25 protein-coding genes are annotated in these 22,578 nt (G+C 48.8%); 12 read left to right on the top strand and 13 right to left on the bottom strand.

The annotated features are described in order from the left end of the window. Positions 1-4 precede the first annotated feature (4 nt). Positions 5-3,958 carry a malto-oligosyltrehalose synthase gene (gene treY / locus EJV45_RS11495; RefSeq protein WP_129715819.1) on the bottom strand — a complete coding sequence of 1,318 codons (3,954 nt, stop codon included), beginning with the start codon at positions 3,956-3,958 and terminating at the stop codon, positions 5-7. A 3-nt stretch (positions 3,959-3,961) separates the two neighbouring features. Further along, positions 3,962-5,773, bottom strand: a complete 1,812-nt coding sequence (gene treZ / locus EJV45_RS11500) for a malto-oligosyltrehalose trehalohydrolase (RefSeq protein ID WP_129715820.1) — start codon at positions 5,771-5,773, stop codon at positions 3,962-3,964. Between the two features lie 153 nt (positions 5,774-5,926). Here treZ and EJV45_RS11505 point away from each other — a divergent pair, with 153 nt between their 5' ends. The 3 genes from EJV45_RS11505 to EJV45_RS19485 all read left to right on the top strand — a co-directional run bounded on the left by EJV45_RS11505 (position 5,927) and on the right by EJV45_RS19485 (position 6,845). Then, positions 5,927-6,304: a PleD family two-component system response regulator gene (locus tag EJV45_RS11505; protein ID WP_129715821.1), complete on the top strand. Its 378-nt coding sequence runs from the start codon at positions 5,927-5,929 to the stop codon at positions 6,302-6,304. Between the two features lie 144 nt (positions 6,305-6,448). Continuing rightward, positions 6,449-6,673, top strand: coding sequence for a DUF3606 domain-containing protein (locus EJV45_RS11510; protein ID WP_129715822.1), 225 nt, complete (start codon positions 6,449-6,451; stop codon positions 6,671-6,673). A 7-nt stretch (positions 6,674-6,680) separates the two neighbouring features. Further along, complete coding sequence (locus tag EJV45_RS19485; RefSeq protein ID WP_165305047.1) at positions 6,681-6,845, top strand: hypothetical protein; 165 nt, start codon at positions 6,681-6,683, stop codon at positions 6,843-6,845. A gap of 102 nt (positions 6,846-6,947) precedes the next feature. Here the strand turns inward: EJV45_RS19485 and EJV45_RS11515 are convergent, their stop codons facing one another. The 4 genes from EJV45_RS11515 to EJV45_RS11530 all read right to left on the bottom strand — a co-directional run bounded on the left by EJV45_RS11515 (position 6,948) and on the right by EJV45_RS11530 (position 9,257). Next, positions 6,948-7,382: an Hsp20/alpha crystallin family protein gene (locus tag EJV45_RS11515; protein WP_370291336.1), complete on the bottom strand. Its 435-nt coding sequence runs from the start codon at positions 7,380-7,382 to the stop codon at positions 6,948-6,950. A 139-nt stretch (positions 7,383-7,521) separates the two neighbouring features. Next, positions 7,522-7,725, bottom strand: coding sequence for a hypothetical protein (locus EJV45_RS11520; RefSeq protein ID WP_129715823.1), 204 nt, complete (start codon positions 7,723-7,725; stop codon positions 7,522-7,524). A 157-nt stretch (positions 7,726-7,882) separates the two neighbouring features. Next, on the bottom strand, positions 7,883-8,410 hold the full coding sequence (idi, locus tag EJV45_RS11525) for an isopentenyl-diphosphate Delta-isomerase (RefSeq protein WP_129715824.1): 528 nt from the start codon (positions 8,408-8,410) through the stop codon (positions 7,883-7,885). Next, entirely contained in the window at positions 8,391-9,257 is an 867-nt protein-coding gene (locus EJV45_RS11530) for a phytoene/squalene synthase family protein (protein WP_129715825.1), read from the bottom strand. Before EJV45_RS11530 ends, idi begins: the two co-directional genes overlap by 20 nt. Positions 9,258-9,381: 124 nt before the next feature. Here EJV45_RS11530 and EJV45_RS11535 point away from each other — a divergent pair, with 124 nt between their 5' ends. After that, entirely contained in the window at positions 9,382-10,266 is an 885-nt protein-coding gene (locus tag EJV45_RS11535) for a MerR family transcriptional regulator (protein ID WP_129715826.1), read from the top strand. 102 nt (positions 10,267-10,368) lie between these two features. Further along, on the top strand, positions 10,369-10,608 hold the full coding sequence (locus EJV45_RS11540; protein ID WP_129715827.1) for a hypothetical protein: 240 nt from the start codon (positions 10,369-10,371) through the stop codon (positions 10,606-10,608). Between the two features lie 100 nt (positions 10,609-10,708). Here EJV45_RS11540 and EJV45_RS11545 read toward each other — a convergent pair whose 3' ends face one another. Next, complete coding sequence (locus EJV45_RS11545; protein ID WP_129715828.1) at positions 10,709-11,077, bottom strand: response regulator; 369 nt, start codon at positions 11,075-11,077, stop codon at positions 10,709-10,711. A 195-nt stretch (positions 11,078-11,272) separates the two neighbouring features. Between EJV45_RS11545 and EJV45_RS11550 the strand changes: the two genes are divergently transcribed. Both EJV45_RS11550 and EJV45_RS11555 read left to right on the top strand, forming a co-directional pair. Then, on the top strand, positions 11,273-11,707 hold the full coding sequence (locus EJV45_RS11550; RefSeq protein ID WP_129715829.1) for a hypothetical protein: 435 nt from the start codon (positions 11,273-11,275) through the stop codon (positions 11,705-11,707). A 58-nt stretch (positions 11,708-11,765) separates the two neighbouring features. After that, the gene (locus EJV45_RS11555; protein ID WP_129715830.1) at positions 11,766-12,026 is read left to right on the top strand and encodes a SemiSWEET transporter; all 261 of its coding nucleotides are present in this window, start codon (positions 11,766-11,768) and stop codon (positions 12,024-12,026) included. 27 nt (positions 12,027-12,053) lie between these two features. Here EJV45_RS11555 and EJV45_RS11560 read toward each other — a convergent pair whose 3' ends face one another. After that, the gene (locus EJV45_RS11560; RefSeq protein ID WP_129715831.1) at positions 12,054-12,290 is read right to left on the bottom strand and encodes a hypothetical protein; all 237 of its coding nucleotides are present in this window, start codon (positions 12,288-12,290) and stop codon (positions 12,054-12,056) included. Between the two features lie 196 nt (positions 12,291-12,486). On the opposite strand from EJV45_RS11560, the gene EJV45_RS11565 reads away from it, so the two are divergent. Together EJV45_RS11565 and EJV45_RS11570 are read left to right on the top strand one after the other, a co-directional pair. After that, positions 12,487-13,797, top strand: coding sequence for a PAS domain S-box protein (locus EJV45_RS11565; protein ID WP_129715832.1), 1,311 nt, complete (start codon positions 12,487-12,489; stop codon positions 13,795-13,797). Positions 13,798-14,112: 315 nt separating this feature from the next. Further along, the gene (locus EJV45_RS11570; protein WP_129715833.1) at positions 14,113-14,292 is read left to right on the top strand and encodes a hypothetical protein; all 180 of its coding nucleotides are present in this window, start codon (positions 14,113-14,115) and stop codon (positions 14,290-14,292) included. Positions 14,293-14,314: 22 nt separating this feature from the next. On the opposite strand, the gene EJV45_RS11575 is transcribed toward EJV45_RS11570, so the two are convergent. Continuing rightward, positions 14,315-14,707 carry a VOC family protein gene (locus tag EJV45_RS11575; protein ID WP_129715834.1) on the bottom strand — a complete coding sequence of 131 codons (393 nt, stop codon included), beginning with the start codon at positions 14,705-14,707 and terminating at the stop codon, positions 14,315-14,317. A gap of 710 nt (positions 14,708-15,417) precedes the next feature. Here EJV45_RS11575 and EJV45_RS11580 point away from each other — a divergent pair. The 3 genes from EJV45_RS11580 (at position 15,418) to EJV45_RS11590 (ending at position 18,249) form a co-directional block, all read left to right on the top strand. After that, positions 15,418-16,434 carry an aldo/keto reductase gene (locus EJV45_RS11580; RefSeq protein ID WP_240755266.1) on the top strand — a complete coding sequence of 339 codons (1,017 nt, stop codon included), beginning with the start codon at positions 15,418-15,420 and terminating at the stop codon, positions 16,432-16,434. 101 nt (positions 16,435-16,535) lie between these two features. Next, positions 16,536-17,528, top strand: a complete 993-nt coding sequence (locus EJV45_RS11585; RefSeq protein WP_370291339.1) for an SDR family oxidoreductase — start codon at positions 16,536-16,538, stop codon at positions 17,526-17,528. A gap of 133 nt (positions 17,529-17,661) precedes the next feature. Next, positions 17,662-18,249, top strand: coding sequence for a DUF4142 domain-containing protein (locus EJV45_RS11590; RefSeq protein ID WP_129715836.1), 588 nt, complete (start codon positions 17,662-17,664; stop codon positions 18,247-18,249). A gap of 84 nt (positions 18,250-18,333) precedes the next feature. Here EJV45_RS11590 and EJV45_RS11595 read toward each other — a convergent pair whose 3' ends face one another. From EJV45_RS11595 to EJV45_RS11610, 4 genes are all read right to left on the bottom strand, one after another. After that, positions 18,334-19,875 carry an FAD-dependent oxidoreductase gene (locus EJV45_RS11595; protein ID WP_129715837.1) on the bottom strand — a complete coding sequence of 514 codons (1,542 nt, stop codon included), beginning with the start codon at positions 19,873-19,875 and terminating at the stop codon, positions 18,334-18,336. A 39-nt stretch (positions 19,876-19,914) separates the two neighbouring features. Further along, positions 19,915-20,718: an SDR family oxidoreductase gene (locus tag EJV45_RS11600; protein ID WP_129715838.1), complete on the bottom strand. Its 804-nt coding sequence runs from the start codon at positions 20,716-20,718 to the stop codon at positions 19,915-19,917. Positions 20,719-20,722: 4 nt separating this feature from the next. After that, positions 20,723-21,880, bottom strand: coding sequence for a zinc-dependent alcohol dehydrogenase (locus EJV45_RS11605; protein WP_129715839.1), 1,158 nt, complete (start codon positions 21,878-21,880; stop codon positions 20,723-20,725). A gap of 112 nt (positions 21,881-21,992) precedes the next feature. Further along, on the bottom strand, positions 21,993-22,550 hold the full coding sequence (locus EJV45_RS11610; protein WP_129715840.1) for an arylesterase: 558 nt from the start codon (positions 22,548-22,550) through the stop codon (positions 21,993-21,995). Between the last annotated feature and the right edge of the window lie 28 nt (positions 22,551-22,578).

Here is a 22,578-nt window from a genome sequence, read left to right on the forward strand (position 1 = left end):
GCCTTTACAGCCGCCCATATTGTTTTGCCAGCCACATGAGTTCTGCGGCAAGCTCGTCAGTAAGGCTGCCGGCCGGAAGGCGCCAGGTCCAGTTTTTTTCGGTACTGCCCGGAAAATTTATCCGCGCTTCGGTACCCAGGCCCAGCAGGTCCTGAACCGGTACCAGCGCCAGCCACGCTACAGAAGCATAAGCCATGCGGATCAGTTGTTTAACTTGTGTGCCTTCGCTCTCTGACAGGTAGCTGTCAAGCTCAGCTTTGTCTTTCCGCGACAATGCGTCAAGCCAACCCTGCGTGGTGTCATTGTCGTGCGTTCCGGTGTAAACAACCAGGTTACGTGAGTCAAACTGATGTGGTAAATGATCGTTCAAACCCTGGGGGCCCGAAAAACCGAACTGCAGAACCTTCATTCCTGACAGGTGCCAGCGGTCTCTGAGTGCGTATACAGGCTCATCAATTTCGCCAAGATCTTCAGCAATGAACGGCTGGTTTGGAAAACGCAGGTTGAGTGCTGCAAAGAAGTCATTGGCCGGTCCCTGCTGCCAGCTGCCTCCGCTCGCATCCGGCGCTTCTGCGGGTATTGACCAATACGCGGCGAAGGCACGGAAGTGGTCAAGCCGTACCAGGTCTACCATGGCCAGGTTGGCGGCAATTCGGTCTATCCACCAGCTATAACCCTGTGCTTTCATAGCCCGCCAGTTGAAAACCGGCATGCCCCAGCGCTGGCCGGTGGCAGCAAAGGCATCGGGCGGAACACCGGCAACCTCGGCGGGCGCAAAAGATTCATCAAGCAGAAATAGTTCAGGATTAACCCATACATCGCAGGCGTTTCCTGTTACATAAAACGGAAGGTCACCGATCAGGGCTATGTGTCGGTCGCGGGCATACTTTCTCAAAGCGCCCCATTGCCGAAAAAATATAAACTGACACCAGCTAAAGAATAAAAGACGTTCTGCATGCTGTTCACGAACAGCGGCAAGTGCAATGGCATCACGGCTCCTAAGCTCATCGCGCCATTCAGTCCAGGCTGGTCCCTCCTGCTCGCGAATAGTTTCGAACAACGCATAATCATCAAGCCAGGACGTTTGTTCGGTGCAAAAACGTTGAAATGCCTCGAGATCTTTTTTATCCCGTTGCCAGGCAACAAAGGCCTGCTCAAGAGCATCGCGCTTGCGTTGGCTCACCTCAGCATAATCGATAGCGCCATCAGTCTGCGCTGAGACATCATGTGTGTGACCGAGTAGGCCCTCGCCACGCAATTCAGCCAAATCTATCAGCAGAATATTTCCTGCAAAACTGCTCAGGCTGCTATAAGGCGAATAATGATCAGCCTTATCGACCGGGTTGAGCGGTAGTACCTGCCAATACTGCTGACCGGCACGGTGCAGCCAGTCGACGAACGCACGGGCTTCGCTTCCCATCTCGCCAATGCCGCCTTTGCCGGGAAGGGAATTAAGTGGCATGAGCACACCGCTACCCCGCGCCTTTTCATTTATTTCGATGAGCGCCAATGGAAGGCCTTCTTCAAAAATCGATTGCAGATCTGCTTTCATACCCAGGTTTACAGATTTGCCCGAGATGTAATCAAACGCCGTAAAAGGCTGGAAAGCCAGCTCAAGCCGGGTATCGCCTAATTCCGGCGCAGCCGGGTCAAAAACACTATCTGCGTCAAATAACTTTAGTGAAAGTGGTACGATGACAAGAAAATGGCGGTTCTTGAAGCTTCGTTTGAATACAAAAAAGTCTGAGGCATGTTTTCCGCGCAGCTCAACCTGTTCAAAGTCTGCCAGATCAAAGAACTGAGGAAAACGTTTGCGCAAACCGGCCAGGATGGTCGTAAGTCTGATCTTTACCGCACCGTCATACCGGCTTTCCCAGAGTTCTTTCGGCGACATCCCCGACCGCAGACGGGCGTGCGCATCATAATCTACAGGGTTTCGGTTGTCAGGATCTACAAAGCTGAAGTCCCAGGCTTCCCGCCCCTGATACACATCAGGAACCCCGGGACTGATAAATTTGATCAATACCTGGCTGAGGCTGTTCAGAAGGCCCAGGTCCTGGAAAATACGGACCTGTCGCTGCTGATCTCCAGGCAGCGCTTCAAGACTTGCCGGGAGGCTGTCAATCAGATCAAAGATCTGCTGTTCATAGTCTTCCGCTGGTTCGGCCCAGTCTGAGCTCACTTTCCCTTCGCGCAATGACTTTTGCATGGCAGCCTTTAGCCGCTCATGGTAGTCGGCCGGGTTTTGCCCCGGCAGCGGAAGCGAACCAAGATAGGTTTGGTACAGAAAGTAAAGATCTTCTTTCCTGATATCGCCTGCCGGCGGACGGGAATTTACCCATTGCGCCCATTTTTCAGGCAGCGAAGAGATGACAAGCAGTCGCGTACGGAAGTCTTCGCCACGTTTGGTGTCATGCGTCGCCGTTGCGTTCAGCGCGGCCGGCCATGTTTCAAGCCTCAACTTCATTTCTCTGACGAACTCGCTGCTGCGGATACCAAAAAATTCGGGCGAATCGCCAACTTCATTATGAGCGATGAACCGGCTAAAATCATACATCAGCGTATCTTCAATTCCTTTAGCCATCACAGGTCCGCTGAACTGCATGAGCCGTTTAAAAAATATCCGGGCCTCAGCGTTTTGCGACGATTGTTCCAGTAATTCACTCACAAATACTGCAGCCTCACGGGTGTCTGAAGATTGCTGAAGTTTGTTCAGAAACGTCGAAAATTCTTCACTCGCCCCGTTTTCATCAAAATAATACCTGTAGCGCGGCATCTCTGTCATCAGTGTCATGATGTGCCCCGCGGCTTGATCCGGTTCTGCACCGGCTTTGGCAGCGAGACTGCTCAATAACGACAGTTCGCCGCGCATATGTTCAGACAGAATGAGCCGTTTCTTTTCCCTGGCTTTTAATTCCGGACTGCTTGCTTTTCCGGTAAAACGGTCATACAGGGCGTTCATCTCCCCCAGACCTTCCCGGTCAGTAAGGAGGTTATTCACCATGGCGAGAAATTCGTACCCGGTAGTTCCCTGCATGGGCCAGTCAGGCATAACCTCGTTCCGGGCCAGGATTTTTTCGATAACGATGTAACAGGCTTCACCGCAGGCGTCCCGAAGCCATTCCAGGTAAGTGCCCGGGTCCTGAAGGCCATCGGCATGGTCGATCCGCACGCCCTGAATTAGCCCGCGGCCTATTAACTCAAGCAAGTATGCATGATAATCATCAAATACCGTCCGGTCCTGCATGTTCAGGCAGATCAGGCTGTTTACCGTAAAGAACCGCCGGTAATTAATATACGATGCGGTTTCCTGCCAGTTACATGGCCTGTAGTATTGCAGCGAGATCAGCTCAAGCAACAAAGCGGTATTGTTATTTACGGCATCGGCTGTCTCAATTCCATCTTCCTGAGATGCAGTTATACCTTCGTTCAGCAACCTTGTTGTCGTCTGCTTGTTGACGGGCCATAATTGCCCGCCGGCTTCAAGATAGAAGGAGCCGTTTTTTGAGACAAACCGGATCTCCTGTTTCGCTGCAGCATCCTCAAGATCACTCCCCAAAAACGGCAGCATAAGTTTCTCCTGCTCCAGATCATTCGTAAAGAGGTCGAAATGGGATTTGTAGGCCGAATTATTTCCATGTTCAAGCACATCAGCCAGCCAGTTATTTTCAGCAACAAACGCCATATGGTTAGGCACGAAGTCCTGCAGCCACTGCATACCCCGCTCTTTGAGCAAAGCGGCCAGTTTAACCAGTTCATCTTCCGTCCCGATCTCGGGCGAAATTGTCAGGGGGTCCGTTCCGTCGTAACCATGGGTACTGCCCGGCGAAGCCGTAAATACCGGTGACGCATAAATGGTATCTATGCCTAAAGAATGCAAATATGGGATCTGTCTGATCAGATGCTGAAAGGTGAAATCTTTATGAAATTGAATCCTGTATGTTGTGGTTGGATGCATGACTTAGTTTGCTAAAATGATAACGCTTAATGAAGGAATAGTGAAAGCTTGTTCAGGCTCAGCAGCGGCAGTCCCGTTGCCGCCCCAGCATTGATCATCAGAATTGAAGACCGCTGAATATTCCCCCTGGTCGGGTAAGTCCAGTTTGAGCGGTTGATCAGAAAAATTAAAACAGACGCGGCGCTTGTGCATGCCCGTATTCCAGTCGAGGATGAGCAGCTGTTTACTTTCATCGTGATCAACCTGCAATGCCGAACGGTCTGCTGCATTAAACACAGGATCTGTTTTCCGCATACTGATTAATGCCTTATAATAGGCAAACATCTTCCCGTGTTCGGCGGCCGTTGAAAAAGAAAGTTTACAATCAAGAAATGTTTCTTCAGCCTTTGGATCTGGTGGCTCCTGCCCTTCAGCAAAACTGAATTCAGATGCCCTGCCCTTCCTGACAGCCTCTACGAGTTCGGCACCCTGGTGATCCATGAAATAAAGAAAAGGCCTGGTTTCCCCATATTCCTCACCCATAAACAGCAGCGGAACAAAGGGAGACAGCAGCGTGGCAGCGGCCATCAGCCTGGCTTTCGCAGCGCCGTAAAGCACGACGCTTCGCTCGCCGAATGCCCGGTTGCCCACCTGGTCATGATTTTGTGAGAATACTACAAACTGGCTGCCCGGAATCCCGGTCGTCTTTGTTCCAAAGGTACGATCACGGTGGCTCGAAAAGATTCCGTCGTATACATAACCCGAACTGAATGCCTTCGCCAGATGTGCCAGGCCGGAAAAATCGCTGTAGTAACCTTCGGCCGGTTCACCGCAGGTGACACGAAGGGCATGGTGAAATTCATCAACCCACTGCGCGTCCATCCCGTAACCCGCCCGGTCTGTACTTTCCAGGAAGCGACGGTCGTTCAGGTCACATTCTGCAATAAGGTGGTAATTTTTCCCTGTCTGCTGTTCCAGATCACGCACCGCATCCGCTAATTCTGCCAGAAAATGTTTGGGTCCGAAATCACGGATGGCATGTACCGCGTCGAGTCGCAAAGCATCGATATGGTACTCGGATAACCACAGCAGCGCATTCTCAATAAAATATTGCCTCACGTAATCAGAGCCGGCATCGTCCATGTTCATAGCCTCGCCCCAGGGGGTTGGGTATTTAGCAGTAGTATATGGCCCAACCGTGGTAAGCACGTTGCCTTCGGGGCCCAGGTGGTTATAAACAACGTCAAGTATCACCGCCATACCCTTTTCGTGGCAGGCGTTCACAAGGTGCTGTAGGGCCTGGGGCCCGCCATAACTTTCCTGAACGGCAAAGGGAAAAACGCCGTCGTAACCCCAGTTGCGCGTACCTGGAAACGCGGCAACCGGCATGATTTCGATCGCAGTTATTCCCAGATCTTTCAGATAATCGAGCCGCTCTTCGATGCCCGAAAATGTACCTGCGTCTGTGAATGTGCCTGTGTGCAGTTCGTAAATGATGTATTCTGAGAGGTCAAAATTCACCCAGTTGCCATCAGTCCAGGAAAATTCTGAAAGATCGACTGCCTGAGACGGGCCGGCTGGTCCCTCCGGCTGCAGTTTCGAAGCCGGGTCTGCGATGAGGCTGCCATCGACAACGAACTGATAAGACGTCCCGGGTCTTAGCTGATCTGTCGAGAGCGTCCAAAGACCGCGCTCCTGTTTTGTCATAGATAGTGGATTTCCGTTCTCATTGATGGCGAGTTGCACATCGTTCGCGTCAGGCGCCCATAGACAAATCTCTGCCTGTTTATCCTTATACTTTACGCCGAATGTGGGGCTAAATGTGGTTCCTTTCATGTGCAACGATAACACGTATAGCTGAACAAAGGTTTACACCGGAAGACGAATATGCATGCAAAAAAGAACTGCTGCCATTGAGCTAACTTTTAATCAGTTTTGTTTAACAATTAATAATAAAAAGTTATACATTTGAAAACCTAAGCGATTTCTTTGAAAACAATAATGGTGGTTGATGACCGCGATGATAATCTCGATGCGATCCTGGCAACCCTTAGTCTTGGCAATTATCATGTATTGGGCTATCGCTCAGCTGCAGAACTTCAGTCTGCGTTGCTGCATGGCGCAGCAGACCTTGTCATCATCGATATTCATCTCGGCTGTACAGACGGTAGGGAACTTTGTTTCTGGGTTAAATTGCAGCCGCGCCTGTCTGCCGTGCCCGTTCTGCTCCTGTCGGCGCGACCCGGCTTCCTGATCGCCGACCTTCGAAAATTCGGTGCCGACGCCTTTCTTGAAAAACCTTTTGACATTACTGTACTGCTTGACACAGTGGCGGTGCTGGCCGGCAAAACCATTTCGAGCGCATAAGGGCCGTATACCCGGCGCAACCTGCTTTAAGCAACATTGCAGGGGCTGTTTACGGGATCATGAGTCTTTAAAAACGGGTAGTTTGCATCAAACATTTACCTTTTACTTCAGGTTATTAGGATATAAAGCTAACCAAATAAGACCATGAAAGCATCAGCCACACACGCTAGGAGAGCGCCAGAAATGGTAGACATTTCTGACGAAACATCAAGAAAATACTGGTCACGCCGGTTGAAAGTAAGCGAAGAAACATTAAAATCTGCTGTACGTGCAATTCACCAGTTGGAGTTCAGCAAGCTGGAGGCCTATCTTAAAAACATCCGTTTTTTGTCTAGGCTTAAGGGAAGTTCAGAAATGGGAGGACATTGATATGGAAATGAAAAGAATTCAATTAACCGGCTATGAGCTCAGAAAAGCCGAAACAACGCCGCTGCGTCTCGTTAAGACTGACGCTAAGGTGCCTCCACGCGTACGGATGCTGGGACGTATTGAGCGGCTTACCAGTTACCAGGCCAAAAACGGACTCCGGTCGCTACTGTAGCCATCATGCCAGGGGCGCTGTCCCTAAAAACAAAAACCGCCCTATCGGGCGGTTGGCGGTTTGAAACTCCTCATTTTATTTCCTAAGATGTACAGGATCTGATCAACTGATCTCGATACGCCTCATTATGTTTCTTGCCTCTTCTTTTTTTGCTACACGAATAGACAACATGCCATTCGTATAACTGGCATCGATCTGCCGGTCGTCAGCACTTTCCGGTAATGCGAACGAGCGAACAAATGAATTGTAATTGAACTCTCGCCGCACGTAATGCCGCCCATCGCTTTCGGCAGCAGGCTCTTTTACGACAGAGATCGTCAGAACATTGCGGTCTAATTGAACCTGGAAGTCTTCCTTATGCAGACCCGGTGCGGCCATATCGATGTGGTACGCTTCGGCGGTTTCTGCAATATTTACTGCAGGAAGTTTGGATCCGCTGCGGTCTGAAAAAAATGAATCGTTGAAAATGGACTCAAAAACATCGCTGAATCCATTTATCGCTGGTTTACCAGCTGTGTATTTGCTCAGTGACATCATAAAAATTCCTCCTTTATAATTTACGATCCGGGAGTTTCAAATCCCGGATCTGTAAATCAACCCGCATGCCAGCGGCTAAGAAGGCCCCAATTCTGAAATATTTTCAGTCGGGCGCTGAAAAATTGACAGCGGATGGCACCTATTGTGTGGCACTGGTATCTCCAACCACACTTGCAGTGTCTTTCATGCTGGTCGATGTATTGGTGGTATCGGTTGGCGCAGCTGATGAATCGCCGGTTGTACCGGTCAGCGTCGGACTGCTGCTTTGTTGCTTCCCATCCTGGCTGCATGCCGCAAGCCCGCATACCAGCAGACAGGCCATGATAATGTGTTTCGTTTTCATAGTTATCGTTTTTATAATCAGGACATCCTGTAAAGCAACTAACGCATCAGAAATAAAAAGGTTGCAGCAATTTCGATAAAGAACAGGGAGCATCGGTTCATATACAGTCCGCCCGGCCTCCGGCTGAAGATTGGGTTGCGGCCTAAAATTGCCAGAGCTACATCAAACGCAGCCAGACCGGGAAGGCAGCTTTAAACCAATATGTATAATGCGCCGGATTTTTTTTCAGGTCTTCATACAGGAGACCCGTATCCATCCACTTCCAGTCAGAGACCTCGTCCAAGTTGATCTCGGGATCATCATTAAAACGTCCCGTAAAAACATGATCAAATTCATTTTCAATCATACCCTGGTCAAGCGCAATGCGGTATGAGAACTTGAATGCCGGGTTTAAGCGGCAGGAGAATCCCATTTCTTCCTGAAGCCTGCGGTTTGCGGCGGCAAGGATGTCTTCACCCGGACGGGGATGACTGCAGCAGGCATTCGACCACAGCCCCGGCGAGTGATACTTGTTATCAGCCCGCTTCTGCAAAAGCATCTTTCCGTTCCCGTTAAATATAAAAACAGAGAAAGCACGATGTAACCTGCCCTCTCTGTGGGCTTGCAGCTTTTCCATCACACCGATCTCCTGATCATTTTCATCGACCAGAATCACATTCTCTACCTCATTTGTTGTTTGCGGCATAATTTAATTTTACAGAAGCAGCCGGGCGGCGGCGAATAAGGGCATGGCACATAATCAGCATCTTGTGGGCATTAGCCAGGCGGACGCGTGATGTTAATACATGTTGTGGCGACAGGCGTTTGATCTTTTCAAACAACACCTTGTAATACAAATAGGCCAGGTATACACCCATTCTGGCACTGCGTGGCAATTGTTCAATCCCGACGAGCGCAGCATCAAAGTCTGAGGCAATATCTTCCTCGATCTGTGCTTTCTCGATCGCGGAAAAACCTTCGAGGTTCACTCCGGGGAAATAAGTGCGCCCCAGCGTATGAAAGTCGGCACCGGCGTCCCGAAGAAAATTTACCTTCTGGAATGCAGCGCCCAATCGCATAGCGGGTAGTTTGAGCCTTTCGTAGACCGCATCGTCTCCCCCGGTAAACACACGCAGGCACATGAGTCCTACGACTTCGGCAGAACCCAGAATATACCTGTCATATAGTTCTTTCGTATAAGCTCTTCCATCCAGGTCCATCTCCATGCTTTCGAGAAATGTCTCAATAAGTTCAACCGGGATGTTATAGCGGTTCACGACCTGCTGAAAACTATTTAAGATGGGGTTCAGCGAAATGCCATCGTCTATCGCACGGTATGTTTGCAGACGGAAATCGGCAAGAAGATGCGCCTGGTCATAACCATGAAAGGAATCCACGATCTCGTCAGCAAGACGCACAAAACCATAAATACCGTAAATGGGCTGCCGGATTCCTGCAGACAAAAGCCTGATGCCGAGCGAAAAGGAAGTACTGTATGCTTTGGTCGTTAACGTGCTGCAGCCTGAACTGACCCGGTCAAATAATGCTTTCATCTGAGATATACCACCACAATATAGTTAAACCAGAAACATGAAAGCGAACATTTTGTTTAACATTTTTCAAAAACCTTAAGCAAAATAGCTCTGAGATTGTTATGCATATTCGATTGAAAAGGAAATGACCTCTGACCATTACACTATTAAGGACCTTGAGCGACTGAGCGGTGTGCGGGCGCACACCATTCGTACCTGGGAACAGCGGTATGGAATTTTCACTCCCGGCCGCACCGCCACAAATCTGAGACGATATTCGAGTGCGGATTTGAAAAATCTGATCAATATAAGTTTATTAAACCGCTCAGGATACAAAATTTCGAGACTATCGTCAATGACGACCGCTGAACGGGAGCAACTGAGTGCCGAGCTGCTCTCTGTTAGTGATCAGCTTGGAGGCCACGACCGGGAATTGCTATTTGCCATGCTGGAGATGGATGAAATGCGTTTTCACAGCACCTTTGATGCTTTATGCTTGCAATCCGGATTTGAGCAGGTCATCATATCTGTTATCTTTCCGTTTTTTGAAAAGATCGGTCAGCTTTGGCAATCAGGCACGGTTGATCCCGCTCAGGAGCATTTTTTTTCAAATCTGATCAGGTCAAAACTGATATCTGAAACAGCAAAGCTTCAGGGATGTGAAACCCGGCGAGAAAAGATTCTCCTGTTTCTGCCGGGCGAGGAATCTCATGAATTAGGACTACTGTTCTATAACTATGTTTTCAAGCTACACGGATACCATACCTATTATCTCGGTGCAGCCGTACCGCAGGCATCGGTAGATCGGGCCGTCGGGCTTTGCAAGCCGGACGTGATAGTAACCGGCCTGAGCACTGCACTTGCCATACCTGACTTACGCGCATTTGTGGCAGATCTTTGCGAGAGCGCGCCGGATGCCAAGATTTTCTTTACCGGACCGCTTCTCACCTCTGCCCTGCAAGATGCCCCGCCCAATGCATTTCAAACGAAAGACCTGATCGGCTTTTTGAAGATAAATCCCGTAAATTAACCATTAGGGTTAGCCGGTTTGAAATTAAAAATGGCTTTTTTTTCCAGCCACCGCAAACAATACTGAAACTGCGTTGTTATTCAGGTAACCGAAAAAGATAAGATGATGCATGCAACCAACACCCCCGCAGGCTTTGTAGTAGAAGCTAAAATTGACCACCTTCCCGAAGAATTGATTGTCTCTGTAGACCGATCGGCAAGTGAAACAGCTTACAGTTGTTTTCTCGACGACCGTAAACTCGCCGTTTTATACAAAGATCCGTATGGCATCTGGATTCAGCGATGGGGTCGCCTCGACGCCTACAGCCTCTCCTCCTTATCAGCTGCGCTGGAAGCACACTAGTTGAGGCACAGACTGTCCGCAGCGTTTCCAACCAATTCCACTGGCGGAAGTACATAATGGTATTTCCGCAAAACTTGTTGATTGTCATTAAACATAAGTTTCAGGCACTCACATACCGTTGTACCGTTTTGACCAGGTGTTCGACGGTGTAAGGTTTGGCTATGAAATCTTCAGCATTACAACCATATCTGTCAAGACTGCCACGATCATATGCGGCGGACATCATAATGACAGGGATATGCCTGAACTGAGGACTGTCTTTTAAGAACTTACATAAAAATCGTCCGTCTGTATCCTGTAAGGCGATATCTATCAAGATAACATCCGGCGCAGCCGCGAGTTTGACAGGCAGATCCAACCCCCTCTCCAGCACATCAACCCGGTAGCCAACCAATCCGAAAAGCAGGGAAAGTGAGTCCAGAATTGATTTATCATCATCTACGATCAAAATTCTTTTATCTGATTCCATGTTTTATTAAGCGATCCGATTAGAAAATTGTTTGGTTTTTCGTAAACAAGATTTGGGTACATCCGCCCGGCCTTTATTGCAAACAAGCATTACCAAGCATTACGAGATGCCCGGGTTGTAAATAGTTAACATCAGGCGCACAAAAGGAGAAAATAACGTGCAAATTCCGACGTTTAATTTCTACACACTACCGAAATGCATACAAACCAAATCCCTGAGCAGCCCTGCTTTTATTGCGGCGCTGAAAACTATCATAACATCCATACGCCGTTTTGCTCGGCTGATTGCCGGAATATCTATCTCCATGGATCTGTTGAGGAGAAACCACAAAAATCGGGCAGCCTGTCGGCCATTTTGAGCAGGATCAGGCTTAATTACGCCATTCTGAAGCAGGCGCTTGAAAGGCGGATGATATTGCGGCGTCCCCTTGAGGTTGCAGAAGCCGATCTTAAAGATCAGGGCTTCGCGCCCGATTACTTTACCGGAATCCGGGTTGATTCAGAGGGCCTTGTTACGTATTACTGTTACGAACTCGGCTGGACAAGAAACAAGAACGGAAGCTTGTTGCTTGCCGACAGTGCAGCTGACGTACCCACCGCAATTCCTGATATCATTTCTTACCGCTTTTAAATTAATAGCATAGATGGCTTAAACAATGCGGCCCGGCTTACGTTGCATGCGATAAGTCATGGAAGAACACGCACTCTATATCGGTATCGCCGCAGGCATCTGTACGGGAATATCTGCACTACCCCAGCTCATTAAATTGATCCGGATAAGGAAATCAGAAGATATTTCTTTCTGGATGCTGTCAATCCTGGTTACCGGTCTGGCCGGCTGGGTGTTATATGGAGTACTCAGAAATGATTACCCCCTGATCGTTACAAATGGTTTCGGTTTTATTGTCAATGCGCTGATCATCGTTTTTGCGGTACGATACCGCAATTAAGATGTTCTTAAAAAGCAGCGGCTAAGTTTAGTCACCGGTATGATGTACCAGGTGTTGTTCAACCTGTTTTACAACAAGGGCACAATCTTCTACGGGTTCCTTACCTTCCTTGAGGTATTTCCAGCCATCAGTGTCGCGATGCAGTTTTGCTACCAGTTTGTCCTGAACACGCAGCTCAAAACTATCCTGCCCCGTGGGCACCACATCGGCTTCGACTGTGGAGCTGGCTGTTACGGCCAGTTGTATTTTGAAAGGCTCAATCATAAATCAATGTAATGGTTCGAATTTATACAAGCAGATTTTCAAGAGAAATGTTTTGATCATGTGTTTCCTGAGGAAAAATTCTCTGCTAAACATGGCCAACAAGTCAGCAAACCGATTGTTTGCATTATATTCGTCCGGGCTCGAAAAACCCGCACCCCTATTATCTGCACGTTACCTGCGTGCTAACCTTTGAGAAATGATATTGGTTAAAAAAACTCATCCATTTGGACGGCTTTGGCTCCGTTATAAAGATTTTGTTTCAGCCGCGCTGGCTTCGTCGCCTTCAGCCAAAAGCCCGAAACTTGCCGACTGGCAGAACGGCCTTTTTTCCACCATTGTTCTTTACGCCATTCCGATCAGTCTGCTGGCGCTTATTCCGAGCGTGATCCTTGAATACCTTATGCATCATATAGACGTGGTCATATTTGATGTAGCGGCCATATTTCTTTTTGTAAGTCTCGTCGTTGCCAGACGGATATCGCTCACGGCAAGGAAAACGCTGACGGCAGTCATGGTCGGTATTTTTTCGCTGATACAAATCATGGCCTTCGGAAATGTAACGGTTGGTTTTGCCTACCTGTTCGGTCTGAATATTTTTATCGGCTTCCAGTTTCCGGTCAGATACGCAAAGATTGCCATAGGTGCCGGATTTTTTGCAGGACTGTTGCTTGCTGCGAACAGTTATTTTGATGTGCTGAACCTGCCGCGACTGCAATCGGTACCTTATGAGGAGCTGATCATTGCTTCGTTTAATCTATTGTTTCTAAATCTTGTTGTAGTTGTGCTGATTCACAGAACACACGTTGGTTTTGAGCAAACCATGTGGCAGCGATCAAATTTGTATCAGGAATTACAAAAAGAGCTGTCAGGCAGTGAACGTCTGAACGAAAAGCTTGCAGAATCTGAAGAACATTACAAGACGCTGTTTTTCTCTAGTCCTTTGCCAAAAATGATCGTAGAAAAACACTCAAACAAGCTGCTCCAGGTTAACAGTGCTGCCGTAAAAAGTTATGGTTATTCAGAAACAGAGCTTCTTTCAATGAACCTGCAGGAGTTGACTGCACAAGGTCATGAGCCTGACCGGCTTGATGCAGCTTCTGCCCTTCCGGCAGCTCTGATGAAGGGGGCGTCCAGATTCAGAAAAAAAGATGGGAGCGTTATTTATGTAGAATTAAGCAGCCGGGAAATCTTTTTCAACGGGAGGCCTGCTGTTCTTGTTATCTCCGCAGACATGACCGAACGGGTCACCCATTTGGCTGCCATCAATCACCAGAACGAACACCTCCGTGAGATCGCCTTTATGCAGGCACATGTGATCCGGTCGCCGCTTACAAAAATCATGTCGCTTACTGAACTCATGGCAGCTGAACAATCCCTGCCCGATAACGAAGAGCTCCTGCAGCATTTGCATAAGTCGGCCCTGGAACTGGACCAGGTAGTCAGGCAGATCATTGCCAGAAGTGAAAAGGTACTGGCCGGAACAACGAGCGACCGAACCCGCTCATAGGCATTGACCGGCATTTTCGCTACAGCGGCAAGCCAGCTAACCGGTACTCGAGGCGCGACCGATATTAAACGATCGATGGAATTGAAAATTTATTGATCGCCCAACACAAGTTCAAAATAACGCAAACGTTTGAGCGCATCTAAAAGCGAGAAAAAATTATGTTATAACACTGATTGTCAGAATGATAGTTGAATGTAGCCGAATATTTTCATATTTTCGACAATGGTGTCGACTGATTTGGGACAGTATTTACAGGATAGGTTGGGGGCATACTTTCCTGTACTCATCATTACAAATGATGAGCAGCATAACCGCATGATTTTTACAATCTCGGTTAGAGAACTGAACACATGGCATTACATCAGGGTTCCATCCGCAGACCTGCAAGCAGCACTGCGTGCGAAAAGACTTGACCGCGAGATAGATTACATCATATTTCTGATGCTAAAGAAGATACAGCAGACTTATGAGCAATATGAAGAGGGAAACCACTAAAGATTACCCACTTTCTGAAAAACTATTGTGCAAGTGGCTGATATAATTGGATCCAGTTTCCGCAGGTGTCGTCTAATACAACCTCGATGACAAAACCGTTATTGTTCGGTTCAGATTTAAACTTCACGCCGAGGGCGTTAAGCCGTTCATATTCTGCAAACACATCATCGGCCATCAGGGCCATTGCAGGAATGCCTTTTGCGTAGATGCCGCGCTGATAAGTTGATGCCTCTTCACTGCTGTTTGGTTCGAGCAGCAGCTCCGGGCCATCGGGCTCCTCTCCAGACACCAGGGTGATGAACTTAAACTCACCCATTTCCATATTCATCTTTACGTTGAACCCGAGCTTTTCTGTATAAAACTGGGCGGCCTTATCCTGGTTATCTACAAAAAGGCTTGTTAATCTTATTTTCATTGCGTTTGTAATATTTTTATGGTTGAAGCATCCGGCAGCGGTGTAAATTTAGGATACCCGTTTGAATAATCACGGCTTTTCCGGACCGAATTGAAATGCAGCAGACAACAATTTTGTGACAGGGAGAAAAAGATGAATGGGAAACGAGGTTTGTAAGCCCAGGTCCTGTCATCATTGATGGGTCGTGCTTCTCTTCATCATCCAGACAGAGCTGAGCAGCGGAAAAATCTATAAGATTCCGAGTCAGATTCTTCGCTACGCTCTAAATGACCCGTGGGGGAATGACAACCTGGAATAACGCCAATGGTTTTGGGGAGATCTTAATAGTAGTTAGATATTCGTAGATCGTATTAAGACATGGCGCATTTTTCCGAGATGCGAGATGGGAAATTTGAGTCTGGAGACAGGGCGCATAGCCCCTAGGCCGGTTAGCGGTATCGGGGGGTGTGCGTTGGTCTTTCATCATTTTTCCTTGGTTCTTTGGGTCTCATCTTGGCCAAGTGAGGGGCTCTGCGCCGCGGTCTTTCATCCTTTTTCCTTGTTCTTGAAGTCTCATCGAGGGGTCCTGCGCCCAGACTTAGAACCTAAAACTTACAACTTAACACTTCACTATTTTCTCCCTGATCCAAGAGGTGTTCCCAAAAATTGCGTTCGATTCGCCATACACATAAAATGTCTTATCTTGTCAGCGACCATTTTAGATTCAGCACATGACCCGGCCCATGGTATCAGACTTTCCCCGCATTATTTTTGGAACAAGCAGCCTCGGCAATTTGTACCGGGAAGTTCCGGAGCAGGAAAAAAAAGGTATTGTTGAGGCCTGCCTCCGCTCCGGAAACCAGGTTCTTTTTGATACTGCAGGTAAATACGGAGCCGGACTCTCGCTGCAGTCGCTCGGCAGGTACCTCCATGAATTGGGCGCAGATCCGCGCCAGGTGCTGATCAGCAATAAGCTGGGCTGGCTGAGCGTGCCATTAAAAACGCCTGAACCAACCTTTGAAAAAGGCGTATGGTTCGGTCTTCATGCTGATGCTGAACAGCACATCAGTTATGACGGCATAATGGCCTGCTATCAACAGGGCAATGACTTCCTGGGAATTTACAAACCGCAGCTCCTGTCTGTTCATGATCCCGACGAGTATCTCACCTCCGCCTCGGGCGCAGCGGAGCGTGAACAACGGTACAGGAACATTCTCGAGGCGTATCGTGCGCTCCACGAGCTGAAACAACGCGGTGAAATCACTTCTGTGGGCATCGGGGCCAAAGACTGGCGAACCATCAGGGAACTTTCTGAAGATGTAGCGCTCGACTGGGTGATGCTGGCCAATTCACTTACCGTTTATCAGCATCCGGCCGACCTGCTTGCTTTTATCAGCGAGATGAACAAAAAAGGCATACAGATCATCAATTCTGCAGTATTTCATGGCGGCTTCCTAACTGGCAGCGACTATTTCAACTACAACCAAGTAAGCAGGGAAACGCATCCTGCACTTTATACCTGGCGGGACCATTTTTACGGGCTCTGTGACCGGTTCGGCATCGATCCGGCTGCGGCGGCAGTGCAGTTTGCGTTTACTGTGCCGGGTATCACCTCAGTCGCTTTGAACAGCAGTTCGGCCAGCCGCACGGCAGAAAATGCCCTTATCGGCACAGCCCCCATACCTGAAGATTTCTGGTCTGAGCTGAAGACAGAGGGACTCATAGACGCGAATTACCCCTATCTCTAATACAACGCTGTTGTGTAAATTACGTAATCCGGTCATTTCTAAAAACCCTCGTCTGCTTATCCCGTTATCTTTTTATGTAGTTGAAACACTCTACCATGAAAATGAACAAGATTAGCAGAAGAGAAGCGATTGGCGGCCTGGGGGCCGGCATTGCAGCACTCACCGTATCACCGGCTATCGCAGCCGATCAACTGGCTTCCCCGGCAGCAGCAGAAGGCCTCATCGATCCGAAAACGAAGTATCCGGCACCGCCGTTTAAGGATCAGAAACAACCCTGGCCCGGACTGGCAAGCAAAATGGATCCGGTACCGGACCACGGCGAAAAAACTTACAAAGGCTCCGGCAGACTTAACGGACGAAAAGCCTTGATTACCGGGGGCGATTCTGGTATGGGCCGGGCCGCCGCGATTGCTTATGCCCGTGAGGGTGCAGATGTAGCCATTAATTATCTTCCTGCCGAAGAGCCTGATGCCCGGGAAGTCGTTGCCCTGATCCGCGCAGCCGGGCGTAAGGCAGTGGCCATTCCCGGAGATATCCGCACAGAGGAATTTTGCAAGAAACTAGTCGACCAGGCTGTAAGAGAACTGGGCGGCCTGGACATTCTGGTAAACAATGCTGCCAGACAGCAAACCCACCCCTCTATTCTTGATATCCCGGCAGAGCAGTTTGACTGGACCATGAAAACAAACATTTACGCACCGTTCTGGATCACGAAAGCCGCGCTTCCGCATCTTAAACCGGGAGCGGCCATCATTGCCACTACATCGGTGCAGGCGACAGACCCCTCGGCCGACCTGTTCGATTACGCGCAAACCAAGGCCGCCAATACGGCTTTTGTTCGTTCTCTGGCAAAACAACTCGGTCCAAAAGGCATCAGGGTAAACGGCGTGGCGCCAGGTCCGATATGGACACCGCTGCAGGTAAGCGGCGGTGCTACACCCGAAAAGCTCAAACAGTTTGGCGGCGATACGCCTTTAGCAAGACCGGGCCAGCCCGCCGAACTTGCGTCCATTTATGTGCAGCTCGCCGCGAACGATGCCAGTTATGCAAATGGCCAGATCTACGGTGCCGCCGGAGGCGGCGGCCAACCTTAAGCATAAATTAAAGATTTCCGGGGCAAGACAGTTGTCCCGGTTTTTTTTGCTCAACGGTAAACCAACCTTCTCAGTGTAAAAAGCTAAAACATTATTACGATTGTTTCTGTTCGCTTAAAAAACAAATAGAATCATGAAAAAATTAATGTACATCGGCATGATCGCCACTGCGAGTATGGCTTTTGTTGCCTGTAACTCTGAGGGCAAAGACGCCAAAGAAACCTCTGACAGCCTGAACGAAGCAAAAGACACAACAGCAGCTCCGACTGAAACCGGAGGTATTGCCGCACCTGAAGATGATGCAAAATTTGCCACAGCTGCCGCTACAAGCGGAATGGCTGAAGTTGAGTTCGGAAAACTTGCCCTCGAAAAAACAACCAATCCAAAGATCAAGGAATTTGCAAACATGATGGTGAATGACCATGGTAAAGCAAATGCTGAACTTGAGAAACTGGCTATGGCCAAAAATATTACCCTGCCTGCCGCCCTGGATGAAAAACACAAAGAGAAACAAGCAGATCTGACCAAGGCTACAGGTACCGATTTCGATAAGAAATATGTAGACGCCATGGTTGAAGGTCATGAAATGACCCTCGATCTGATGAAGAAAGAAGCCAATGATGGTAAAGATCCTGAATTGAAAGCTTTTGCCGGCAAAACCAGCACAACTGTCCAGGCGCACCTGAATATGATCAAAAAGATCCAGGAATCAATGAAATAAGATATTCCTTATATAAAAAAAGTCCCGGCAAAATGCCGGGACTTTTTTTTGGACCTGGGTAAGGGTCAATGCGTCCGGGATGGATCAGGCGTCAATATTGATTTGTTTGAGCGCCTTTTGCGGCGGACCAGTAATTACCCGGCCGTCGATATCAAACCGTCCGCCGTGACAGGGACAATCCCAGGTTTGCTCAAATTTATTGAAGCTGACGATACAGCCGGCATGGGTGCATGTCGGGCTTAGGGCCGTTACATTGCCCTGATCATCTTTATAAATGGCAAGTTTTTTCCCCTCATAATCGACAACGCGACCATCATTCGGCGCCAGGTCTGAAAGATCGGGCAGCTTTTCGGTTGCAATCCGGTCGGCAACAAAGTGATAAGCTACGTCTGCCTGCTCTTTAACGAATTCCGTAAAACTGGCAATCGGTTTTATCCGCGAAGGATCAAAAAGTTTAGCGTAAGGATTTTCTCTTCCAAGGATAAGGTCGCTTACGATCATTCCTGTCAGCGTGCCAAAGATCATCCCGTTTCCATTGAAACCTGTACCGGTAAAAATCCGGCCATGATCGCCGGCCATCTGCCCAATGTAGGGAAGCCCGTCAACAGAAGAGTAATATTGCGACGACCAGCTGAACGCCACTTTTCCAACCTGGAAATGCGCTTCTGCAAACGCCGTTAAGGCTTTGAAAGATTCTTCCGGATCCCCGTGTCCGGTCTTGTGATCCTCTCCCCCTATGATCAAGTATTTCTGTCCATCAATCTCATGCGTACGCAGATAGTGATAAGGCTCTTTCATATCATAAATCAGCGAAGCCGGATAGTTATCATCTTTTAAAGTAATCCCGATCACATAACTGCGGTACGGGGCACATTTAAAACTGAACTGATTAATGCCGGGTGGAATATGTGTTGCATACACAAAATGGCTGCCACGGAACTTTTCATCACCACAGCTCACGGTTACCTCATTGTCTGTCGTTTCGGTTGCGGTCACAAGTTTCCCGGTCAGCATAGTCCCGCCAAGGGTACTGAAGGCTTCGACCAGTCCTTTTAGGTATTTGATGGGGTGAAACTGTGCCTGCCCGCCAAAGCGAATCGCTTTCTCAAAGGGTATACTGGTTCCGTTTTCTGCCGATTCACTTACTTCTACCCCCGCCCGCTGCGATGCCTCGCGCATTTCATCAAGCTCCTTGTTCTCCTGCTCATCCTGCGAAAAAAGATAGGCATCTTTAGGTTCGAAGTCGCAGTTAATCGCGTATTTTTCCGCCAGGGTTTTGATCATACCGATGGCATCATTGCCGGAGCGGGCTAGCAGCGCGGCAGATTCCTCGCCAAAATCTGATTCGACTTCCGGATAGGTGGCGTCAAAAAAGTTATTAAGGTGCGCTGTTGTGCCGCCGGTGGTTCCGAAGCCCGGACTCGAAGCTTCCAGTACCAGACACTTTTTTCCCTGCTGTTGCAGCAGCAAAGCGGTCGTCATTCCCGACAGGCCGGCTCCTGCAATAATTACATCAAAAAAATCACCAGCGCCGGGCGATGCGGACGCTGTTTTTATGCCTTCCGGCTGCCAGGCACTTACCCGTTCACCATCACGGGGTGCCGGGCTTGCGTGATCATCTATCATTTCTGTGTTCTGTTTTAGGTTATCATTCTGGTAAAACCACTATTTATCGCTGCTCTTTTCTGAAGGCTTTTGCTGTTCATTCATGTTATGCGCCACCATGCTGTCCGGCATCATGTGCGACATACCAACCTGCACTTTGTTCTTGAACCCGGAGATGACTTTGTCTTTCCCTGCCAGCATGGCTTCATAACCGTCTTTCGCAACCTGCGCGGGATCATACAGGGCGTCTTCATCATCAAGCATTTTGCTGTCAAGCATATCGGCGCTTTCGAAGAACCTGGTGTCGGTAGGTCCGGGCAATAGTGCCGTCACCGTTACTGAGGTGTCTTTCAGCTCTTCCCTGATCGCTTCGCTGAATGAAAGCACAAAAGCCTTGGTGCCATGATAAACGGATTGCCATGGTCCAGGCAACTTACTGGCTATCGAGGCAAGATTGAGGATTTTACCGCCGTTGTTTGCAAGCATATCGTTCAGGAAATGTTTGGTCAGAATAACCAGGGAAGAAATATTGAGTTCAATTATGGACAACTCGCGCTCCAGATCCGTATCTTTAAACTGACCATACAGGCCTGCTCCGGCATCATTCACCAGCGTTGTCACGCGAAGGCCCGTGTCCTGTACCTCCCGGCAAAAACCCAGGGCATTGTCTTTTACGGAAAGATCAACCGCGAAAGTTTGAACGTTCACGCCATAAGATTCAAATTCGCCTTTCACCTGATCCAGATCGGCTTGCGTACGGGCAGCCAGGATCAGATTGTGACCATCTTTGGCAAGTAATTTGGCAAGCTCATAGCCAATGCCTGATGTGGCACCGGTGACCAGTGCATACTCTGTTTGTTTCATGACTTTAAGGTTTAAGGACAACCTTCACACAGTCGTCCTGTTTCTGATCAAATAATTCGTAACCTTTGGCAACATCGCTCAAAGGCATGGTATGTGTAATAATGTCATCAAGCGTAACCCGGCCCTCTACAACCAGCGACACGAGGTGGTCTATGTAGTTAAGAACCGGCGCCTGTCCCTGCCTGATGGTGATTCCTTTATCAAAAATGCGATGCATAGGAAAATTATCGTACGGACTGCCATAAACGCCCATGATTGATACAGTACCCATTCTGCGCACCGCGCGGAAACAGGTTTCAAGCACTTTCATGCTCCCTTTCTCGAAGTTTACAGTCGCTTTTACCTTGTCCATAAAGGTCCGGTCCGGTTCAAAGCCCACCGCATCAACACAGACATCAGCTCCTCTTCCACCCGTCATGTCGCGAATTGCTTCGACGACATCGACCTCGTTGGGGTTGAGAATATCAACCTGGTTAACCTGCTGTGCTTTTTTTAAACGGTATTCAAGCGGATCGATAGCAATAACCCGGCTCGCGCCATTGATCCAGGCCGCTTTCTGAGCCATAAGGCCAACCGGACCCGAACCGAAGATTGCAACTACTTCTCCGCCTTTTAACTGTGCCCAGTCAATGGCCGACCATCCGGTAGGAAAAATATCGGTCAGAAAAAGCGCCTGCTCATCGCTGATGGTTTCAGGAATAACCCGCGGACTGATGTCGCCGTACGGCACACGCACATATTCCGCCTGACCGCCTGAGTAGCCGCCATACAGGTCTGTATATCCGAACAAGGCCGCGCCTTTTTCATCCATCAGCCCGCCATCCGGCCCGTAATGTTTATAATTGGAATTTTCGCACGCAGGCGAGGCACCATGCTGACAGAAAAAACACTGGCCGCAGGCAATCGGAAACGGAACAACAACCCGGTCGCCAATGTTGAGATTAGTCACAGCTGTTCCTTTTTCGACAACGACGCCCATAAACTCATGTCCCATAATCATGTCTGACTTTTGTGGAACCGCACCACTTAGAATATGCAGATCTGAACCGCATATAGCGGTAGAGGTCACTTTCAAAATAACATCTCTCGGGTCTTCAATTCTGGGATCTTCGACGGTATCATAGCTGATATGACCCGGTTTATGGAACACGGCTGCTTTCATAGGTTTTGTTTTTTTTGCTGGCGATTAATTGTCCATTTGTTGAACAGGGCCGGCCATATGAAGTTTTCCAAAAAGCAAAAAATTGTATTCCTGATGGGCCTGAACGCTTGTCTCAGACCAGCAAAGGTTCGAGCATTTTCCAGACAGCAGCTGCGATTACCTTATAGCCTGATGCGTTTGGATGCATCCCGTCTGGCAGGTTCAGTTCGCGGTGGCCAACAACATCATGCAACAAAAAAGGAAGAAGTGCCGTTTTTTTCTCATCTGATACGCCCCGGTAAATATCCCTGAACCCGCCGGCCAGGCCGGCCGGCACCCAGGGCGGCAGTTCCATTCCCAGCAGAAGCGTCTTTACAGCCGCATTGCGGTCTTGAACCTGCGCTATGATTTCGCCCAGGTTACGTTTTGTATCCTGCGGTGCATAACCCCTTATCATGTCATTTGCACCTAAACCAAGTACAAAAACATCAACCGGTTTATCAAGATACCGGGGCAGACGCGCTAAACCGGAACCCGTTGTATCGCCGCTCAGCCCTGCATTTGTTATAGTCCAGTCGTAGCCCTTACGCGCCAGTTCTGCCTTAATCAGCGCCGGAAATGACTGTTGTGCCGCATTGGTCAGACCGTAGCCCGCCGTCAGGCTGTCGCCAAAAAATAATATATGTTTCACTGCTCTGATCTTAATTGTGTAGCCGACT

The organism is Pedobacter sp. SYP-B3415 (assembly GCF_004138205.1).
Classification (GTDB): domain Bacteria; phylum Bacteroidota; class Bacteroidia; order Sphingobacteriales; family Sphingobacteriaceae; genus Pedobacter.

What these genes read in the sequence shown, in the direction of transcription:
- EJV45_RS11530 (WP_129715825.1), bottom strand. Translation starts at nt 9,257, where the DNA reads ATGAAAGCATTATTTGACCGGGTCAGTTCAGGCTGCAGCACGTTAACG.
- EJV45_RS11545 (WP_129715828.1), bottom strand. Translation starts at nt 11,077, where the DNA reads ATGGAATCAGATAAAAGAATTTTGATCGTAGATGATGATAAATCAATT.
- EJV45_RS11555 (WP_129715830.1), top strand. Translation starts at nt 11,766, where the DNA reads ATGGAAGAACACGCACTCTATATCGGTATCGCCGCAGGCATCTGTACG.
- EJV45_RS11565 (WP_129715832.1), top strand. Translation starts at nt 12,487, where the DNA reads ATGATATTGGTTAAAAAAACTCATCCATTTGGACGGCTTTGGCTCCGT.
- EJV45_RS11510 (WP_129715822.1), top strand. Translation starts at nt 6,449, where the DNA reads ATGAAAGCATCAGCCACACACGCTAGGAGAGCGCCAGAAATGGTAGAC.
- EJV45_RS11515 (WP_370291336.1), bottom strand. Translation starts at nt 7,382, where the DNA reads ATGATGTCACTGAGCAAATACACAGCTGGTAAACCAGCGATAAATGGA.
- EJV45_RS11570 (WP_129715833.1), top strand. Translation starts at nt 14,113, where the DNA reads ATGATTTTTACAATCTCGGTTAGAGAACTGAACACATGGCATTACATC.
- EJV45_RS11590 (WP_129715836.1), top strand. Translation starts at nt 17,662, where the DNA reads ATGAAAAAATTAATGTACATCGGCATGATCGCCACTGCGAGTATGGCT.
- EJV45_RS11580 (WP_240755266.1), top strand. Translation starts at nt 15,418, where the DNA reads ATGACCCGGCCCATGGTATCAGACTTTCCCCGCATTATTTTTGGAACA.
- EJV45_RS11560 (WP_129715831.1), bottom strand. Translation starts at nt 12,290, where the DNA reads ATGATTGAGCCTTTCAAAATACAACTGGCCGTAACAGCCAGCTCCACA.
- EJV45_RS11535 (WP_129715826.1), top strand. Translation starts at nt 9,382, where the DNA reads ATGACCTCTGACCATTACACTATTAAGGACCTTGAGCGACTGAGCGGT.
- EJV45_RS11600 (WP_129715838.1), bottom strand. Translation starts at nt 20,718, where the DNA reads ATGAAACAAACAGAGTATGCACTGGTCACCGGTGCCACATCAGGCATT.
- EJV45_RS11550 (WP_129715829.1), top strand. Translation starts at nt 11,273, where the DNA reads ATGCATACAAACCAAATCCCTGAGCAGCCCTGCTTTTATTGCGGCGCT.
- idi (WP_129715824.1), bottom strand. Translation starts at nt 8,410, where the DNA reads ATGCCGCAAACAACAAATGAGGTAGAGAATGTGATTCTGGTCGATGAA.
- treZ (WP_129715820.1), bottom strand. Translation starts at nt 5,773, where the DNA reads ATGAAAGGAACCACATTTAGCCCCACATTCGGCGTAAAGTATAAGGAT.
- EJV45_RS11575 (WP_129715834.1), bottom strand. Translation starts at nt 14,707, where the DNA reads ATGAAAATAAGATTAACAAGCCTTTTTGTAGATAACCAGGATAAGGCC.
- treY (WP_129715819.1), bottom strand. Translation starts at nt 3,958, where the DNA reads ATGCATCCAACCACAACATACAGGATTCAATTTCATAAAGATTTCACC.
- EJV45_RS11585 (WP_370291339.1), top strand. Translation starts at nt 16,536, where the DNA reads ATGAACAAGATTAGCAGAAGAGAAGCGATTGGCGGCCTGGGGGCCGGC.
- EJV45_RS11605 (WP_129715839.1), bottom strand. Translation starts at nt 21,880, where the DNA reads ATGAAAGCAGCCGTGTTCCATAAACCGGGTCATATCAGCTATGATACC.
- EJV45_RS11520 (WP_129715823.1), bottom strand. Translation starts at nt 7,725, where the DNA reads ATGAAAACGAAACACATTATCATGGCCTGTCTGCTGGTATGCGGGCTT.
- EJV45_RS11540 (WP_129715827.1), top strand. Translation starts at nt 10,369, where the DNA reads ATGATGCATGCAACCAACACCCCCGCAGGCTTTGTAGTAGAAGCTAAA.
- EJV45_RS11595 (WP_129715837.1), bottom strand. Translation starts at nt 19,875, where the DNA reads ATGATAGATGATCACGCAAGCCCGGCACCCCGTGATGGTGAACGGGTA.
- EJV45_RS19485 (WP_165305047.1), top strand. Translation starts at nt 6,681, where the DNA reads ATGAAAAGAATTCAATTAACCGGCTATGAGCTCAGAAAAGCCGAAACA.